Source organism: Nostoc paludosum FACHB-159, from assembly GCF_014698835.1.
Classification (GTDB): Bacteria; Cyanobacteriota; Cyanobacteriia; order Cyanobacteriales; family Nostocaceae; genus Nostoc; species Nostoc paludosum.
Window position 1 is genome coordinate 168,452 of the sequence record NZ_JACJTU010000010.1, and the last position, 15,310, is coordinate 183,761.

Below are 15,310 nucleotides of genomic sequence, written 5' to 3' on the forward strand. Positions count from 1 at the left end.
TAACTTCTCACTCCTCACTCATAACTTCTGCACAGAGGCGATTAACCGCGTCTCTACTAATAGCTATTTTTTGGGGTAAGTTGCTGATTGCACTTTGAAGGTTTGAATTTTACCGCTGCGGTTGACTTCGATCGCTAAAATATCCCCAACTTTACTGGACTCTACCAGTTTCTGCACTTGGGCTGAGGTTTTGACTGGCTGACCGTTGACTTTCTGAATCACGTCTCCAGCAAGAAGTCCTCCCTGTTTGGCTGGAGAGTCCTCTGTTACTTCTTTAATGACAACCCCCACTTCCTGCTGAATATTTAGCTGATTTTCTTGATTAATCTGCTGCTTTCTGCTTGGAGAAAGGTCTGCCATTTCAATACCCAAGAAGGGATGTTCTACACGCCCTTTGGTAAAAAGCTCATTGGCAATGCGGGCGGCGGTTTCAATGGGGATGGCAAAGCCGAGTCCTTGGGCATCAGCGCGGATGGCAGTGTTAACACCAATCACTTCGCCTTGGGCATTTAACAAAGGGCCGCCAGAATTGCCAGGGTTAATTGCTGCATCAGTTTGGATAAAGCTAACTCGCTTATCTGGGACACCAACTTGAGTGCTAGTGCGGTCTGTAGCGCTGATGATGCCAATGGTGACAGTGTTATCTAAACCCAGAGGATTACCAATAGCGATCGCCCACTGTCCTGGTATCAAATTTTGCGAATTTCCCAATTTCACCGTCGGTAGATTGTTCGCTTTGATTTTCACTACCGCCACATCAGTCATCGAATCAACTCCCACCACCTTACCCTCTAAAGTCCGACCATCTTTGAGGGTAACTAATACTGTATCTGTATCAGCTACAACATGAGCGTTGGTGAGTAATTGTCCATCTTCGCTCAAAATAAATCCCGATCCCGTACCCCGTTCAATCCGTTCCTGGGGAATCGGCTGCTCATCCTCTCCAAAGAATCGGCGCAAGAGGGGATTTTTTAGAGCATCAGAAATGGGATTGGCTACTCTACGGGTGGCATTAATTCGTACCACAGCTGGGCCAACTTTTTGCACTGCCGTTGCAATAAAATTTACATTATCGCCTCCAGTACTCCCGATAGCTCCGTTGGGAGAATTGGGAACTACCGATTCTGGAGGCAAAGCTATTGTTACATTTTTTAACTGTTGGAACGAAGGATTTTGTTGCAGCAGATAACGACTGCCAAACAAACCTGCACCACCACCGATCGCCAGTAAAAACAGATAAACGGCCAGTTGCTTTAAGGATAACTTCATAATCATTCTGCTCAAGGACAGCAATGCAGTTGCTAATTTCTAAGTGTAGTCAAGCCAACGGCAAGTGGACAGATCAATTTAGGAGGAATTAGGGATTGAGCAGGGGGAGCTCTTGAGGCAGGGGAAAACGTTAAAGGTTAAAGGGAAAAGGAATAAATTTAATCTTTCCCGTTACCCCTTACCCCTTTCCCCATGCCCTGTTTGGCCAATTTTTAAAATCTCCATCTAAGATCTAAAGTTAATGCGCTTTTGACTTGTATACATGACTTTACCTTTTCGTCAACTATTTCTCTGTAGCTTAGTTAGCGCCTTGGGGTTAGTATTCATACTGCCAAACTTTAACAGCGCCAATGCTGCTGTAGGTGGTTGTCCAACTCCAGCCCTTTCTCGCTTTCAACGCCATAAAGTAGTTCGTGGTGAAACTTTGGAGACTATAGCGCAGCGCTACAATCTGATTCCCACAACTATTATCGGGATGAATCCAGCTTTGCAGAATAATGGAGCGATCGCTACCGTTGGTACTGTACTACAAATTCCTCCCTACAATGGGATTGTAGTCGAAGTGCCCCGCGGTCAAACTTGGCGGCAAGTAGCAGCAAAATACAAGGTTCGTGCTGATAGCCTTTTTGAGGTCAATGGTTGCCAACAAGACCCCAGAATCGTCTTTGTTCCAGGGGTAAATTGGTCGCCCGATGGTGTTGTCACCAAGGCTCCTGTATCTACTGATACGAGTACACAAAACCGTGTATCTCTGTCCGGATATCCCTTGGCAGAAGTAGCAAATGTGGCATTAGCTTATGGCTGGCAGATAAATCCTGGTACAGGTCAAGTTTTCTTCCATAGCGGCGTTGATTTGTTAGCGCCAGTAGGTACAGATGTGCTAGCGATCGCGCCTGGAACCGTAGCCTTTGCCGACGATCAAGGTAGTTATGGCAAGTTGGTCATCATTAACCACGGTGGCGGACTTCAAAGCCGCTACGCCCAACTTGATACTATCAATGTCAGTGTTGGTCAAAAAGTCAACAAAGGCGACTTATTAGGAACTGTAGGCAGCAGTGGAACACCAAGCGCCAGTCAACCCCATCTCCATTTTGAAATCCGTTCTAGCTCATCTTTGGGTTGGGTAGCGCAAGATCCCAAGGGTTATTTGAAGAAATGAGGTTTGTTTTGAAACGCAAAGGAACGCAAAGGAAAACGCAAAGGAACGCGGAGAAAATCTCTGTGTTCCTCTGCGGAACCTTTGCGATCCTTTGCGTTAAAAAAATGCTATGTTTTCGCTAGATTTAACGACGTGCATTCCTGCCTCAGCAAATCTGGCAAACGCCGCATCTGCCTGTTCTGTGTAGTCTACAACACCAGGAACAACCACAGGAGAAGTGCAATCTTCCAGCAAATAAATTTTTTGAGCAAGGGTGGCATCTACCTGTTTAATTTCTGTTAATAAATCATCAATTGTCCAGGCGACACAATGGCTTTTAGCTTGGCCACCAATAATTACAACATCAAATTCTAAAAGTTGCTTAATTAACCGCGTATTCTTTTGACCAAGTGGGCGTTTTTCAAAATCTTCCAAAACTTCTGGGCGTAAAATAGAATAGTTTTCGGTTAAAGGGTTTTCGCCTTTAATTTCAAATTGTGTTTGATTTTGACGAGCGATACCATGAAAAAAGATTGCTTCTTCTACAGATGAAACTAAAGCATGACCAATGCCACCCAACATTGAATGATAAGGCCAAACAGTCAGAGGATATTTTCCATCTTGGCTGAGTTGTTTAACGTAATGGTAAGCATGTTTTTCTAATAATTCGTAATTCCCATTAGTGACACTATTAGCAACTGCTGGGTTGACTTTCCAAATACCTTGTTCAATATCTCTAGGAGTGATGCTAGTAGCTGCCGGGATGGGATGTTCTCCGGCGGGATTCACCCAAAAGATAGGATGGAAAATTTGAGTTGCAGTGTGAGTATCTAAGGTGGGAATAATTTTTGTAATTATTCCCAAATTGCGATAGATAAATTCAGATAATCGCCGATTATCATCCACTGCCGCAGTACCGCTTCTTCCTCCGACAAATAATTCAAATTCAGGAATACAAAAGGTGTTTTGGACATCAATTAATAGTAGGCAAATGCGGGTTTTGTCTGAAGATGCAGGTTGAATTTTGTGTTGTTGTGCCCATGTTTCAGCTACGGCTGCAATCTCTTGGTAAGGTACGCGCCAGACTTCGCCAACTTTATCGGGGTTGAAGTGCGGCGGAATTGGTAGTTGGGTTATTGTTTGGGTATTCATAATTACAGTTTGATTTATTCTGTAATAACATCAATAATTTCAATACCCAAGTTTTTTCAAGCCTAGTGTTACCTTAGTACACATCATCATGAGAACCTAAGGTTAGCAAAGAAATTACTAATTCCCCAGAATCGGGATGAGGAACAAACTCAAATAGAATACGATTGTTGTAGTCTATGGAACAAGTCTATGTACCTAATAAATCACCTTTAAGTTTATAAGTACGCAAGCTACGGTAAAACGGATCTTCAGCAAGTTGTTGTAATGTTTGCTCAACTACAGAACGTAATTGCGGGTGTTGACGGGCTAAACGCTTAAAATCCAGAATAAATCTTGCACTCCAAAGCAGTTGCATCAATCATCCAACTCCGCCATTAAATCAGCAACAGTTCCACTACGTACTTCCCCTTTAGCATAGGCTTCACGAGCTTCTGCAACCGCCTTTAATAAGTCATCCCGTCGCTGTTGTTTGAGGCGTTTTTGGATAATATCTACAAGAATAGCCTGAGCTTCTGGGTCTAGTGCTTCTACCGCCTCTATAGCTTTCTGGAATGTGGATGTTTTTTCTAGCATGGGGCTTCAAGCATTTGGTGATAAGTCTGATTTAGCTGGCGATCCCTTCTGTTGTTCCCTGCACACTACTATTAATCTCACAGTTTCTTCCTCCAAGCTATGCTTTTTGCCGTATCCGTCAGGTTTAGGTTGAAGGAAAGCTGTGCAATTGTCCATTCGTCTAGAGTAAAAGCTCTTGATGACTAAAGTTTCTGCTAAAAACTGTGGTTAGTTAAGAAAATTTAAGGCGATCGCTTTTGTTTCTTTATTTTCTTTTTTGCAATCCCATTACCCAAAAATACCCCCACTGTGGCAATCTGGGAAACAGAGATTTATCAAATCTGATATTTTAACTACAGCAAATTTGCCATTACAGGTTATGCAAACTCTGCCCACACAGGATACTGCAAAGACTACATCAACCCAACCTACCTTTGATACAACTATCAAGCGGCGTCAAACCCGTCCGGTAAAGGTAGGTAATGTCACCATTGGGGGTGGCTACCCCGTTGTGGTGCAGTCGATGATTAACGAAGACACTCTTGATATTGATGGTTCCGTGGCTGCTATTCGTCGTCTGCACGAAATTGGCTGCGAAATTGTCCGCGTCACAGTGCCAAGTATGGCTCATGCTAAAGCCTTAGCAGAAATTAAACAAAAATTAATTAAAACTTATCAAGACGTGCCAATTGTGGCTGATGTCCATCACAACGGCATGAAAATCGCTTTGGAAGTTTCCAAGCACATAGAGAAGGTGCGGATTAATCCAGGGTTATACGTTTTTGAAAAGCCAAACTTTAATAGAACCGAATATACTCAAGCCGAATTTGACGAAATCGGCGAAAAAATCCGCGAAACTCTAGAACCTCTAGTAGTTTCTTTGCGCGACCAAGGCAAATCGATGCGAATTGGGGTAAATCACGGTTCTCTCGCTGAGAGAATGCTATTTACCTACGGTGACACCCCTGAAGGAATGGTGGAATCAGCCATAGAATTTATTCGCATCTGTGAATCTTTAGATTTTCGCAACTTAGTAATTTCCATGAAAGCGTCACGAGTACCGGTGATGGTAGCCGCCTATCGCCTCATGGCCAAGCGCATGGATGAGCTAGGTATGGATTATCCGCTACATTTAGGTGTTACCGAAGCCGGTGATGGCGAATATGGACGAATCAAATCCACCGCTGGAATTGCGACATTACTTGCTGATGGCATCGGCGACACCATTCGTGTTTCGCTCACAGAACCACCAGAAAAAGAAATTCCCGTTTGCTACAGCATTCTCCAAGCTTTGGGATTGCGAAAAACAATGGTGGAATACGTCGCCTGTCCTTCTTGTGGACGGACTTTGTTTAATTTAGAGGAAGTCCTACACAAAGTCCGGGAAGCCACCAAACACTTAACTGGTCTGGACATAGCAGTTATGGGCTGCATCGTCAACGGCCCAGGAGAAATGGCAGATGCCGACTATGGTTATGTCGGTAAAACACCTGGTTACATTTCTTTGTATCGTGGCAGAGAAGAAATTAAAAAAGTCCCAGAAGACAAAGGTGTAGAGGAATTAATCAATCTGATTAAGGCAGATGGACGCTGGGTAGAGCCGTAGGAGGTGTGGGGACTGGGGACTGGGGACTGGGGACTGGGGACTGGGGAGATGGGGGAGTGTGGGGAGTGTGGGGAGTGTGGGGAGTGTGGGGAGTGTGGGGAGTGTGGGGAGTGTGGGGAGTGTGGGGGGAAAGATTTCTTCCCTATCCTCCCACACCTCCCACACCTCCCCATGCCCAATGCCCCATATCCAATTTATAAAACTTTTGTATAGATAACGACCAACATCGCCTGATTGTCAAGTATTTTGGTGAAATTAGAAATACATGCTTGACCTCTACACTAATACCCTGTGTTAGATTGAGCATACTGACTATAAATTTTCCCTCTGACGCAGCTGTCATTATGGTGATTACAAAAAATAGGCTTGTTTTGGGTGCTACGGTAGTAACACTCTCCACGATCGCAGTTACTAGCCTTGGCATTCATTCACGAGGTCAGGCTTTATTTAAAGCAAGTCCCAAAGAATTGGTAGATGAAGTTTGGCAAATTGTCCAACGCCAATATGTAGACGGTACCTTTAACCAGGTAGATTGGCAGGCTGTTCGTAACGAGTATGTGAAGAACAAGTCCTACAGTAATCAAGAGGAAGCTTATAAGTCCATTCGGGAAATGCTCAAAAAGCTAGATGACCCATACACCCGATTTATGGATCCAAAGGAATTCCAGAATATGCAAGTGGATACCTCTGGAGAATTAACAGGAATTGGTATCACAATCAGTCAAGATGAAAAAACCAAGCAACTGGTTGTGATTGCTCCAATCGAAGATACGCCAGCCTTTAAAGCTGGTGTTCTAGCTAAGGATGTCATCCTCAAAATTGATAACAAAAGCACTAAGGGGATGGATACAAATCAGGCAGTATCTTTGATTCGAGGTGAAGCCGGAACCCAAGTCACTCTAACCATTCAGCGAAACGGCCAGACAAAGGAATTTAACATCAAACGGGCGCGGATCGAAATTCATCCAGTTAAATATTCTCAAAAGCAAACTCCAGCAGGTAACCTTGGTTACATTCGTCTGAACCAATTCAGTGCCAATGCTGGTAAAGAAATGCAAGCAGCTATCAGAGATTTAGAAAGCAAAAAGGTATCTGGATATATCCTCGATTTACGTGGTAACCCAGGCGGCTTATTATTCTCCAGTATAGAAATTGCCCGGATGTGGTTAAATAAAGGCACAATCGTTTCCACCATTGACCGTGGGGGTGAGCGAGAACGAGAGGTGGCAAACGGACGGGCGCTAACAAATAAACCGTTGGTGGTATTAGTAGATAAAGGTTCAGCTAGTGCCAGTGAAATCCTCTCAGGAGCTTTGCAGGATAATAAGCGTGCAGTTTTAGTTGGTACTCAAACCTTTGGTAAAGGATTAGTACAATCGGTACGTCCCCTAGAAGATGGTTCGGGGTTAGCTGTGACCATTGCAAAATACCACACACCGAGCGATCGCGATATTAATAAGCATGGCATCGATCCAGATGTAAAGGTAGATTTAACTGATGCTCAGCGACAGGACTTGTGGCTCAACGAACGTGACAAACTCGCTACCCTAAAAGACCCCCAATTCGCTAAAGCTGTGGAAGTGATGGGTAAACAACTTGCTGCTAAAGGCACAGCTACAGCAGAAAAATAAGTATGCTTCTAAGGGAATGGGGACTGGGGACTGGGGACTGGGGACTGGGGACTGGGGAATGGGGAATGGGGAAGTGTGGGGAGTGTGGGGAGAGAGGGGGGAAAGATTTTTTCCCTATCCTCCCACACCTCCCACCCCTCCCACACTTCCTGCTTTCCCCATGCCCCATGCCCCATGCCCAACTCAAACTGGTTGACACTTCCCACTTCTAATGAGTCCGACACGGCGGGCGATCGCTTCTTCTTGGGAAGTATAAGGCCCCCACTGTTCTATAATTTCTGCATCGTCCTCACCTATCTGGTCGCTAGAGACTATTTCGCAATTACCAGCAGAGCGCTTGACAATATACCATTCTTGTGTATTTTCCATAGTGGCAGTGAAAATTTGGTTTTTATAGTCAGAATTCTACAAAGCAGATTGCGAGGAAGTACATTAAGAATATTGTTTTGTCAAGCTTATGCCTTCACCGTTTCCAGGGATGAACCCTTATTTAGATAATCCAGAACTGTGGGCTGAAGTTCAAAGTTGGTTAGTTATTGCGATCGCTGATGCAATTGCTCCTCAACTACGACCGAAATATCGAGTGGCAGTTGAAAAACGAGTATACCAAATGATAGATGAAAATTCTATTCTCGTTGGTATTCCTGATGTGACTGTGGGACGTTCTCTAACAAACACAGATAAAGAAAAATTTAATATTGCAGTAGCTTCACCACCTAAAAAACCAATAACTGTTAATGTTCCGATGCCAGAGGAAGTGCGAGAAGGATACCTAGAGGTGCGGGAAGTAGGAACATTATACTTGCAAACCAATTTTGCCCCTTTCTGAAGCTGATGCAGTTTGGGCAAATGAATTATTGCAACAGCAAGGTTTACGTTAAGTGAAGATAAAAAATTAACACTTCAATACAAAAGAAATTCTACGGCTTTGAGATTTCTGTTTCTGGTTGGATCATAATAGGTACTGCGCCTTTTCCAGAACCGAGAATTACAATTTTAGAATTATCAGATTGAGCTAGTTTTTCTGTGGCTTCAATGGCTCGTAGTTGTAGCACTTGATTCGTAAGTCCATTAGAGATAATTTTTTGAGAATCAGCTATGCCTTGCGCTTCAATACGCTTGCGTTCTGCTTCTTGGCGCTCTTTTTCTAAAACAAATTTCATCTGTTGGTTTTCTTGCTCTGCGTTGAGTTTGTTTTGAATTGCTGCTTGTAGAGTATCAGGCATTTTAATGTTGCGTAAAAGAGCTTCCTCAACTATGAAACCTAAAGCGGGTATCTCCTGGGAGAGTTGTTGGTCAATTTTTTGGGCGATTTCTTGACGTTTGGTAGAGTAAATAGCGCTGGCTGGGTAGTTTGCTGTAATAGCGCGGACAGTAGAACGGAATCTAGAAATCACCAGTTGTGTTTCGTCAGTTCCAATTGTTTTATATACTGTAGCTGCCTTCTGCGGATCGAGCTTGTACTGAAGGCTGACATCAAGATTTAGGCTCAAACCTTCTTGGGATGTTGTATCTACGTTTTCCTTTACATCCTTCAGGCGAGTGGAAAAATTCAGCACTTTGCTAAACGGGTTAAGCAAGTGAACACCAGGACTAAGAGTAGTTTCGGAAACCTCACCAAAAAAGTTGACGACACCAACATTGCCTGGTGGGACAATCACCAAAAATCTAGAAATACAATTTAGTACTGCAATAGCGCCAATCAATATCGTAATTGTACGTATTGCTAAACGTGACCTTTCACCAGATATTTTACCTGTATTGAGATAAACGAGAATTGCAATCAGGTTAGTTAGGAGAGAGACTATAAAGCCCATGAGTTTTTTCTGTGTGGTTAAGACGGATATACTTAATCACATTATTCCCAGAAAATTTTATGAAAATATTATGAGAATTGCTACTCAACGGATACGCACAAAACCGGCTTCATTCATGAGTTTTTGTCCCTGATTTGTAAGTAGCATTTTGGCGTATGCCTCGCCCGCTTGTTGTTCTAAACTGCCATTATTTTGCTTAACTATGACAAACATTTGGCGTGTAATTGGATATTGACCTGTTTTAAAAGCATCGATGTTTAACTTGTTGCGCTGATTTGGACATTGCTCGGCTTTAATCAAAGGTTCTATGTAGGGAGCGACAAAACTCTTTCCTTGTCTGGAAATTGGTATTGGCTTAACCTTGCATTGGGGAACAACTTCTGGTGCTGAAGCGTAGTAAATACCACCACGATCGCTTGCTAATTTTCTCAGAGCATCTGTTGTATCATAAACGTATACTATATTACTTCCAATTTTTTCTCCACTGAGAATGTTGTTAACAAAGAACTCTACAGTGCCTCCATCTTCAAAGTGGCGGGAGTAAGGAGTAATTTTGAGGTCAGGGCCGCCAATCTGTTTCCAGTTAGTTATTTTACCAGTGTAAATATCTTTAATTTGTGTTAAAGTTAGCCCCGGAATTTGCAGACTGGGGTGAACAGCGATCGCTAATCCTTCTAAAGCCACTGGAATTTGTTTGAGGCTGAATCCCCGTTGTTGAGCTTGTTGATATTCTCTGTCGGCGATGGGGCGGGAGGATTGAGAAAAGGTGAGTTGTCCTTCCAACAACATCCGAATTCCGGTGCCCGAACCTGGCGTAGCATTAATCGCATCGGTATAGCGTAATTCAAATTTCGGATGAACTTTTGTGATTTCAGGATCTACATATTGCCGAATGGATGCCCAAGATGTACTACCACCATAAAACCACGTTCCTTCGGGAGCAGCAACGGAACTAAAATCAGAGTCAGATTTTTTGCCAGGAAGAAAATATAATATACCGCCACTGGCAACTACACCAAGCAAACCAATTAATAACCACGGTTTGATATTTTTCTTTGGTTGATGAGTTGAATTGTCTGATTTGATTACAGTCGGCTTTGGCGGAGAACTGTCGCACAATCCTTGCCAAGTCAACGGTTCAACATTGGACTGAATACAAATTGTTGGCAACCAAATTGCACCAGGATAATCCGACTTAAAATGTTCTAGGCGTTTGCGTGCTTTTTTAACGGAACTAAATAGTGATTTATGATTATGGGTAAATTCTTTGAAAAAGTACCTTAAAAAGTCTATTGCTACGGGGTCGGGCACGGGTTCCCGCATCACTATCGCTTGAGGTAAATGTAGTTGTGCCAATTGATTAGCTAATCCCAAACCATCGCAGGAATTAAAAATTGCTAACTGTAAACCCTTCTCAATAGCTTGCTTTAAAGCCTCCTTAAAATCTTCAATACTCAAACTATCCTTGTCATTGAGTTCAATCCAACCTATTTGTCCATCTTCTTGACTGCCGCTGTGCCCTGTAAACACGAAAATATGATAACCTTGTTCATCCCAAAGCGCTTCACATAAATCTTTGCGCGTAGGCTGCATTAAACACAATACTTCTACGCCATCTTTTTCTAAATCCTGAATTAGCTTTAAGTCATCTTTTGTATTAATGCCATCGCTCCTACCAACAGCAACTAAAATTCTGATATGTTGGCTTTGAGGAACTAGTTTATCACTGTGTTTATTTTTGTTTTTAGGCGCACTCAGAGCAATCTCGGCATTAGGATAATGTTCTTCAAATAAATTCCATTCTTGCCAGGGAAGGCGACGTAAATCGATATCTTTGGCATCGATAATAACGCGAATTTCTTCATTTGATTGATGCAATTGCTGAGCGATCGCTATTAATTTATCCCTAATTGGTAGCCATTTGTTATCGTAAGTATTCAGCCATTGATTTAGCTCGTCTTTGACTGCCAGAGTATGTTCGGCGTGGGAATGAATTGTTACAGTTTTGGGTGTGAGACGTAACCCTGGCGCAGGAGCAACACAAGAACGCACAGCCTCGATTTGACGATAGGCTGACTGCCATTGATTAAAAGATGATTCTAAATTTAGTGGCAAAGGAGGGAGAAACCCTTCTGTTTCTTCATCTAAATTTTTTACCGTCAGAATTACCAGAAATCCATCTTGCGAACTGCGTCTGAGTTTCAACTTGACGATCGCCATTGCTGTCTCCTTTTGTTTGTTTTAAACAACAAACTTTTCTATCAGACTTGTTTCCCCTAGCACTATCTTGACACTGAATTTTTCCTCGTGTTCGCAGCTAAACTCTAGTTGCATCCAATCATCTGCGCTTCTTGCTTGCGCTTCCATGCTAGTGTTTCCCGCTGCATCAAGGACTATCAGTTGTAAAGAAGCCGGTAGATGAATAGCATCATCACCTGGATAAACTCGCAGGCGAATGTCGAAAACTTCACTGTTTGTGGGAGTTAACTGCACTAACAACAGCACTTGTCTGCCTAAATCAATCACTTTCGCTCGACTGATGGAGTTTGTTGCAGGGCGAGTAGTTGTACTAATGCTTCTGAAATTACTCGCAAACACTAAATCTGGAGATTGCCAATCGGGTTGGAAGATTCCCGTCATCCATTGACGCAAATTTACCAATAGGGAACGCCTATGTATAATCTCAAAAAGAGTATCAAAAGATTGCAGCTGTGCTATTTCCAATATTTGTGGCGATTCAGCCATCGCTGCTGTGGGAAGAAATCCCAGTAATTCTACGTAATCTAATTTTTGACTAAACTGAACTGCTACATAACCAATGCGGTCTTGCGTCATGTTTGCAGGCAAGACTATGGCAACCTCACCTGGTAACGCCGGACGACATTCAAGCTTACCAACACCAGGCAAAACTAAATCAGCAACATCAAAAATCGCCCTTAAACCGCGATGCCAGCTATCGCCTTGATTTAGCGCCGTTTCAATGTTTAGCCATTTGAGATAACTGTGAACGGCATAAACAGCCAGAGTATTGAGATAAACTTGTTTTCCTTTTTGGGGGTTATCTTGTTCGGCGGCAAATTCCTCAGCCCAGCGGTGGGCATTTTGGGGGAGGGGAACGCTTAAAATATCTGGTTGTGTGTTAGTCATTACTCATATCCGAAATTTATACCAATTTCTCTCAACAAAGGCAGACAATTTTTCTTCCAGTGAGAGTAAAGAGTTTGATTGCTTATATTTAAATCTCTAGCAATATCAGAAATTTTATGAGGTGGATTTTCCAGAAGTAAGCGCATAGTCAACAGCTGACAATGGCATTCTGGGTTTTTTCGCAGACAACTAGCTGTTAATTTGCCTTCTTCATCTTGCTCAATGTATTGTCTGATGCGTTTTCCCAGGGACTGACGCTGATTTTCTTGGATTTGGGCAATTTTGATATCCAACAAATCTAAGGTGATAGTTGGTGATTGAGGGTCTGGCAGGATATTTAGCAGGCTTGTTTGGTCGCCCTCATCGTTACGGGTGAGTCTGTCTAAACTAATAGTATAATTACTGTCTGGTATGTATAAATCTTTAATCCGCCATTTGAGATAGCCATTAATCCAGATTACTAGACTTTGTTGTAGTGAAGGCGATACTCCTTTGGAGTCACTTCGTGAACGCGCTTCAAATGCACAAATCTTCCGGCTCACCCATTCCCAAGTTAGATTTAAAGCTTCTAAATAGTCTTGATGCCCTGACTTATAAATTCCAGGCAGCTGTTGAATAACTATAAGCAGCCTATTTAATGCTTTCTGCCTCTCTGGACTGGGGTCTGGGTAGCAGCATACCTCATCAATCAGTTTTTTAAGTTGTTCGTCCACAAAGATTTTTCTCCCAAGCTGCGATGGGGCTATAAATTACTTACCGGAAAGACAAAAAAGCTTTTGCAGCTTGAGTTTACCTGATTTTTAATTCACTTATTGCTTGTGTATCTTATAAATATCAATAAGTTTTTATTACGTTGCTAGAGAAAAATTCATAATCGCACCACACGAACTCAGGAAACTCCAAGAAATAAATTATCCAATTTTGTAAGGTGGACATCTTGCCCGCCCAATTACTAGGGCAGGTAAGATGCCCGCCCCACAATAGCTGATTAGATATTTTTTATTTGTCAGGTACTAAAACCAAAACCCAAAAGCCTTTTAGCTCAAGGTTTGCCTTGCTTTTCTCGTTAACAACAAGATTCCCGACTTCTATAAGAAGTTGGGAATTTCAGCCTCTAGAGAAAATTATTTCATAAAAATAAAAATACCGTCTGTAAGTCTAATAAGAGTGGCAACCATGAAAGTTGCTGTATCTGAATCAAAACCACTCCCAGTGAGATAGGTGTGATATATGAAAAAATTTATGTACTGGTTAATGGGTGAAAAAGCAGGACGAACCATAGTCGGTACTTGGAATTGGCTATGGGGAATGCCGGTAGAATCTGGTGGTAAGGTGGCTGTGGCGGTAGCTGAAGAATCACTTCAATCAATGCAGGAATCGGTGCAAAAGTTGGCTGAAGCCGTTGCTATTCAAGAAGCTTCCTACAAAACAGCTAAAAACAAATACGAGACAAAAGTCAAAGAATTACGAACTTTGGAGCAGCAAGCTAATATTGCTCAGCGCAGTGGTAATCAAGAAGCGGCGCGGATTGCCATGACTAAAGCAATTCAGACAGAGCAAATTTTGTCCAAATTGGAAGAGATGGTAAACCAAGCCCAAACATCTGTAAATGCTTCCAAAGATAAGTTAAATCGAGAGCGCATGAAGCTAGAAACCTACAAAGCTGACATGCAAAATATGAAAGATATGTCAGAAGTAAACGAAGCATTAGCAACGATCGCCAAAGTCAATAATGAATTTGACATTGGTTCAGCAAAAAGTGATTTTGAAAAAGCTAAAAGTGCAGTTGAACGGCGAAATTTAAAAACAGGCGCTTTAGCTGAAATGTCTGAAAATCCAGCGGAAAAACTCCAGGCTGAAATCGAACGCATGACTTTAGATGATGAAGTTTCTCGTCGTTTGCAGATGTTATCTGAATCGAGTCTTGAAAAACAGGACTCAGAATTTTGAATCATCTGCCCATAAAGTGACGGAATTTTAATCAGGAAATTTGAATTTCGACCACAACAGGTAAAGTTTTAAAACAATATTTAGAATCCAGTCGTACAGGATCATTCTGAATTTTTATCCAGAAAAATTTATGACTCAAAAAAACGCTCCTCCTCCAATTGTTTTTATCTTGATTTTTTTCGCTTTAATCGGTAGCGGCTACTGGTACTTTTTCAATCGGCAATCAGCACCAAGTAAGGTTGCCTTTTCAATCAATACACCTTCTACAAGTTTTTCATCCCCAAGTTCGCTACCAAGCGGTACTACTGTAAGAATAGATGGTTCTACTAGTATGGTGACAATTAATCAAAATCTCAAAAGAACTTTTGAGAGACAGTTTCCCGGTACAAATGTTGTTACTAGTGCTAATGGTTCTCAAAATGGTATCGCCGATTTGCTAGCGGGTAGAACGGATATTGCGGCGGTATCTCGCCCTTTGACCGCACAAGAACAAAGCCAGGGATTAGTGGCGGTAGCTATAACAACAGATGCGATCGCCCTTGTAGTTGGGAAAGCAAATCCTTTCAATGGGGGATTAACCAGCGCCCAAGCCGCAGATATTTTTCAGGGCAAAACTAACAATTGGTCAGCCGTAGGTGGTAACAATGGAACTATCCGAGTTATTAATCGGCCAGCAATTAGTGGAACTCATCAAGCTTTTAAAGAAATGGTGCTAAAAGGAGTTAGTTTTGGCACAACACCAAACATCACAACATTGCAACGTGATGCTACAACTCCGCTACTCCAAGCTTTAGGAACTGATGGTATCGGTTATGCTACTTTTGCTCAAGTTGCCAATCAACAAACAGTGCGAGTTATTCCAATTGATGGGTTGACACCAGATGCAAGTGGTTATCCTTTCCAACGGCAGCTTTATTATGTCTATAAAAATCCTCCCAATCTTGGAGTTCAAGCATTTTTAGGTTACGCAACTTCCGCCCAAGGACAGCAAGCGATGATTTTGAATAATTGATTCATCTAAAAGATGATTAATAGTGTAGAAACGTTA

Annotated in this window: 17 protein-coding genes and 1 pseudogene; 6 read left to right on the forward strand and 12 right to left on the reverse strand. The window is 42.3% G+C overall.

Going from position 1 to position 15,310, the window contains the following annotated elements; genetic code table 11:
- Window positions 1-63: 63 nt before the first annotated feature.
- Window positions 64-1,269, reverse strand: a complete 1,206-nt coding sequence (locus H6H03_RS13070) for an HhoA/HhoB/HtrA family serine endopeptidase (RefSeq protein WP_190955521.1) — start codon at window positions 1,267-1,269, stop codon at window positions 64-66.
- Between the two features lie 262 nt (window positions 1,270-1,531).
- Here H6H03_RS13070 and H6H03_RS13075 point away from each other — a divergent pair, with 262 nt between their 5' ends.
- Entirely contained in the window at window positions 1,532-2,428 is an 897-nt protein-coding gene (locus H6H03_RS13075; RefSeq protein WP_190955522.1) for a LysM peptidoglycan-binding domain-containing M23 family metallopeptidase, read from the forward strand.
- Window positions 2,429-2,524: 96 nt separating this feature from the next.
- Here the strand turns inward: H6H03_RS13075 and H6H03_RS13080 are convergent, their stop codons facing one another.
- The 3 genes from H6H03_RS13080 to H6H03_RS13090 all read right to left on the reverse strand — a co-directional run bounded on the left by H6H03_RS13080 (window position 2,525) and on the right by H6H03_RS13090 (window position 4,132).
- Complete coding sequence (locus tag H6H03_RS13080; RefSeq protein ID WP_190955523.1) at window positions 2,525-3,559, reverse strand: isochorismatase; 1,035 nt, start codon at window positions 3,557-3,559, stop codon at window positions 2,525-2,527.
- A 187-nt stretch (window positions 3,560-3,746) separates the two neighbouring features.
- Entirely contained in the window at window positions 3,747-3,914 is a 168-nt protein-coding gene (locus H6H03_RS39810; protein WP_199338923.1) for a plasmid stabilization system protein, read from the reverse strand.
- Window positions 3,914-4,132, reverse strand: a complete 219-nt coding sequence (locus H6H03_RS13090) for a hypothetical protein (protein ID WP_190955524.1) — start codon at window positions 4,130-4,132, stop codon at window positions 3,914-3,916. The genes H6H03_RS39810 and H6H03_RS13090 overlap by 1 nt, the downstream gene beginning before the upstream one ends.
- A 358-nt stretch (window positions 4,133-4,490) precedes the next feature.
- Here H6H03_RS13090 and ispG point away from each other — a divergent pair, with 358 nt between their 5' ends.
- Window positions 4,491-5,717, forward strand: a complete 1,227-nt coding sequence (ispG, locus tag H6H03_RS13095; protein ID WP_190955525.1) for a (E)-4-hydroxy-3-methylbut-2-enyl-diphosphate synthase — start codon at window positions 4,491-4,493, stop codon at window positions 5,715-5,717.
- Here ispG and H6H03_RS13100 read toward each other — a convergent pair.
- Window positions 5,673-5,873: a hypothetical protein gene (locus H6H03_RS13100; RefSeq protein WP_190955526.1), complete on the reverse strand. Its 201-nt coding sequence runs from the start codon at window positions 5,871-5,873 to the stop codon at window positions 5,673-5,675. The genes ispG and H6H03_RS13100 overlap by 45 nt on opposite strands.
- Window positions 5,860-6,024: a hypothetical protein gene (locus H6H03_RS13105; protein WP_190955527.1), complete on the reverse strand. Its 165-nt coding sequence runs from the start codon at window positions 6,022-6,024 to the stop codon at window positions 5,860-5,862. The genes H6H03_RS13100 and H6H03_RS13105 overlap by 14 nt, the downstream gene beginning before the upstream one ends.
- A gap of 37 nt (window positions 6,025-6,061) precedes the next feature.
- On the opposite strand from H6H03_RS13105, the gene ctpC reads away from it, so the two are divergent.
- Window positions 6,062-7,348 (forward strand): carboxyl-terminal processing protease CtpC, encoded by a 1,287-nt coding sequence (ctpC, locus tag H6H03_RS13110; RefSeq protein WP_190955528.1) that lies wholly within the window; start codon window positions 6,062-6,064, stop codon window positions 7,346-7,348.
- Between the two features lie 8 nt (window positions 7,349-7,356).
- On the opposite strand, the gene H6H03_RS13115 is transcribed toward ctpC, so the two are convergent.
- Together H6H03_RS13115 and H6H03_RS13120 are read right to left on the reverse strand one after the other, a co-directional pair.
- A complete protein-coding gene (locus tag H6H03_RS13115; protein ID WP_190955529.1) occupies window positions 7,357-7,524 on the reverse strand; it encodes a hypothetical protein in 168 nt (55 codons plus the stop codon).
- 7 nt (window positions 7,525-7,531) lie between these two features.
- On the reverse strand, window positions 7,532-7,717 hold the full coding sequence (locus H6H03_RS13120; RefSeq protein WP_190955530.1) for a transposase: 186 nt from the start codon (window positions 7,715-7,717) through the stop codon (window positions 7,532-7,534).
- An 88-nt stretch (window positions 7,718-7,805) separates the two neighbouring features.
- On the opposite strand from H6H03_RS13120, the pseudogene H6H03_RS13125 reads away from it, so the two are divergent.
- Window positions 7,806-8,144: pseudogene (locus tag H6H03_RS13125) on the forward strand (DUF4058 family protein); the annotation flags it as partial.
- 124 nt (window positions 8,145-8,268) lie between these two features.
- On the opposite strand, the gene H6H03_RS13130 reads toward H6H03_RS13125, so the two are convergent.
- The 4 genes from H6H03_RS13130 to H6H03_RS13145 form a co-directional block, all read right to left on the reverse strand.
- Entirely contained in the window at window positions 8,269-9,165 is an 897-nt protein-coding gene (locus H6H03_RS13130) for a prohibitin family protein (RefSeq protein WP_190955532.1), read from the reverse strand.
- An 84-nt stretch (window positions 9,166-9,249) separates the two neighbouring features.
- Entirely contained in the window at window positions 9,250-11,385 is a 2,136-nt protein-coding gene (locus H6H03_RS42005) for a substrate-binding domain-containing protein (RefSeq protein ID WP_190955533.1), read from the reverse strand.
- Window positions 11,386-11,406: 21 nt separating this feature from the next.
- The gene (locus H6H03_RS13140; protein ID WP_190955534.1) at window positions 11,407-12,312 is read right to left on the reverse strand and encodes a DUF1822 family protein; all 906 of its coding nucleotides are present in this window, start codon (window positions 12,310-12,312) and stop codon (window positions 11,407-11,409) included.
- The gene (locus tag H6H03_RS13145; protein WP_190955535.1) at window positions 12,312-13,025 is read right to left on the reverse strand and encodes a helix-turn-helix domain-containing protein; all 714 of its coding nucleotides are present in this window, start codon (window positions 13,023-13,025) and stop codon (window positions 12,312-12,314) included. Before H6H03_RS13145 ends, H6H03_RS13140 begins: the two co-directional genes overlap by 1 nt.
- 517 nt (window positions 13,026-13,542) lie before the next feature.
- On the opposite strand from H6H03_RS13145, the gene H6H03_RS13150 reads away from it, so the two are divergent.
- Together H6H03_RS13150 and H6H03_RS13155 are read left to right on the forward strand one after the other, a co-directional pair.
- A complete protein-coding gene (locus tag H6H03_RS13150) occupies window positions 13,543-14,262 on the forward strand; it encodes a PspA/IM30 family protein (RefSeq protein ID WP_190955536.1) in 720 nt (239 codons plus the stop codon).
- A gap of 130 nt (window positions 14,263-14,392) precedes the next feature.
- Window positions 14,393-15,274, forward strand: coding sequence for a phosphate ABC transporter substrate-binding protein (locus H6H03_RS13155; RefSeq protein WP_190955537.1), 882 nt, complete (start codon window positions 14,393-14,395; stop codon window positions 15,272-15,274).
- Window positions 15,275-15,310 lie beyond the last annotated feature (36 nt).

What these genes read in the sequence shown, in the direction of transcription:
- ctpC (WP_190955528.1), top strand. Translation starts at nt 6,062, where the DNA reads ATGGTGATTACAAAAAATAGGCTTGTTTTGGGTGCTACGGTAGTAACA.
- H6H03_RS13120 (WP_190955530.1), bottom strand. Translation starts at nt 7,717, where the DNA reads ATGGAAAATACACAAGAATGGTATATTGTCAAGCGCTCTGCTGGTAAT.
- ispG (WP_190955525.1), top strand. Translation starts at nt 4,491, where the DNA reads ATGCAAACTCTGCCCACACAGGATACTGCAAAGACTACATCAACCCAA.
- H6H03_RS13070 (WP_190955521.1), bottom strand. Translation starts at nt 1,269, where the DNA reads ATGAAGTTATCCTTAAAGCAACTGGCCGTTTATCTGTTTTTACTGGCG.
- H6H03_RS13105 (WP_190955527.1), bottom strand. Translation starts at nt 6,024, where the DNA reads ATGCTCAATCTAACACAGGGTATTAGTGTAGAGGTCAAGCATGTATTT.
- H6H03_RS42005 (WP_190955533.1), bottom strand. Translation starts at nt 11,385, where the DNA reads ATGGCGATCGTCAAGTTGAAACTCAGACGCAGTTCGCAAGATGGATTT.
- H6H03_RS39810 (WP_199338923.1), bottom strand. Translation starts at nt 3,914, where the DNA reads ATGCAACTGCTTTGGAGTGCAAGATTTATTCTGGATTTTAAGCGTTTA.
- H6H03_RS13075 (WP_190955522.1), top strand. Translation starts at nt 1,532, where the DNA reads ATGACTTTACCTTTTCGTCAACTATTTCTCTGTAGCTTAGTTAGCGCC.
- H6H03_RS13140 (WP_190955534.1), bottom strand. Translation starts at nt 12,312, where the DNA reads ATGACTAACACACAACCAGATATTTTAAGCGTTCCCCTCCCCCAAAAT.
- H6H03_RS13090 (WP_190955524.1), bottom strand. Translation starts at nt 4,132, where the DNA reads ATGCTAGAAAAAACATCCACATTCCAGAAAGCTATAGAGGCGGTAGAA.
- H6H03_RS13115 (WP_190955529.1), bottom strand. Translation starts at nt 7,524, where the DNA reads ATGGGGCATGGGGCATGGGGAAAGCAGGAAGTGTGGGAGGGGTGGGAG.
- H6H03_RS13155 (WP_190955537.1), top strand. Translation starts at nt 14,393, where the DNA reads ATGACTCAAAAAAACGCTCCTCCTCCAATTGTTTTTATCTTGATTTTT.
- H6H03_RS13130 (WP_190955532.1), bottom strand. Translation starts at nt 9,165, where the DNA reads ATGGGCTTTATAGTCTCTCTCCTAACTAACCTGATTGCAATTCTCGTT.
- H6H03_RS13080 (WP_190955523.1), bottom strand. Translation starts at nt 3,559, where the DNA reads ATGAATACCCAAACAATAACCCAACTACCAATTCCGCCGCACTTCAAC.
- H6H03_RS13150 (WP_190955536.1), top strand. Translation starts at nt 13,543, where the DNA reads ATGAAAAAATTTATGTACTGGTTAATGGGTGAAAAAGCAGGACGAACC.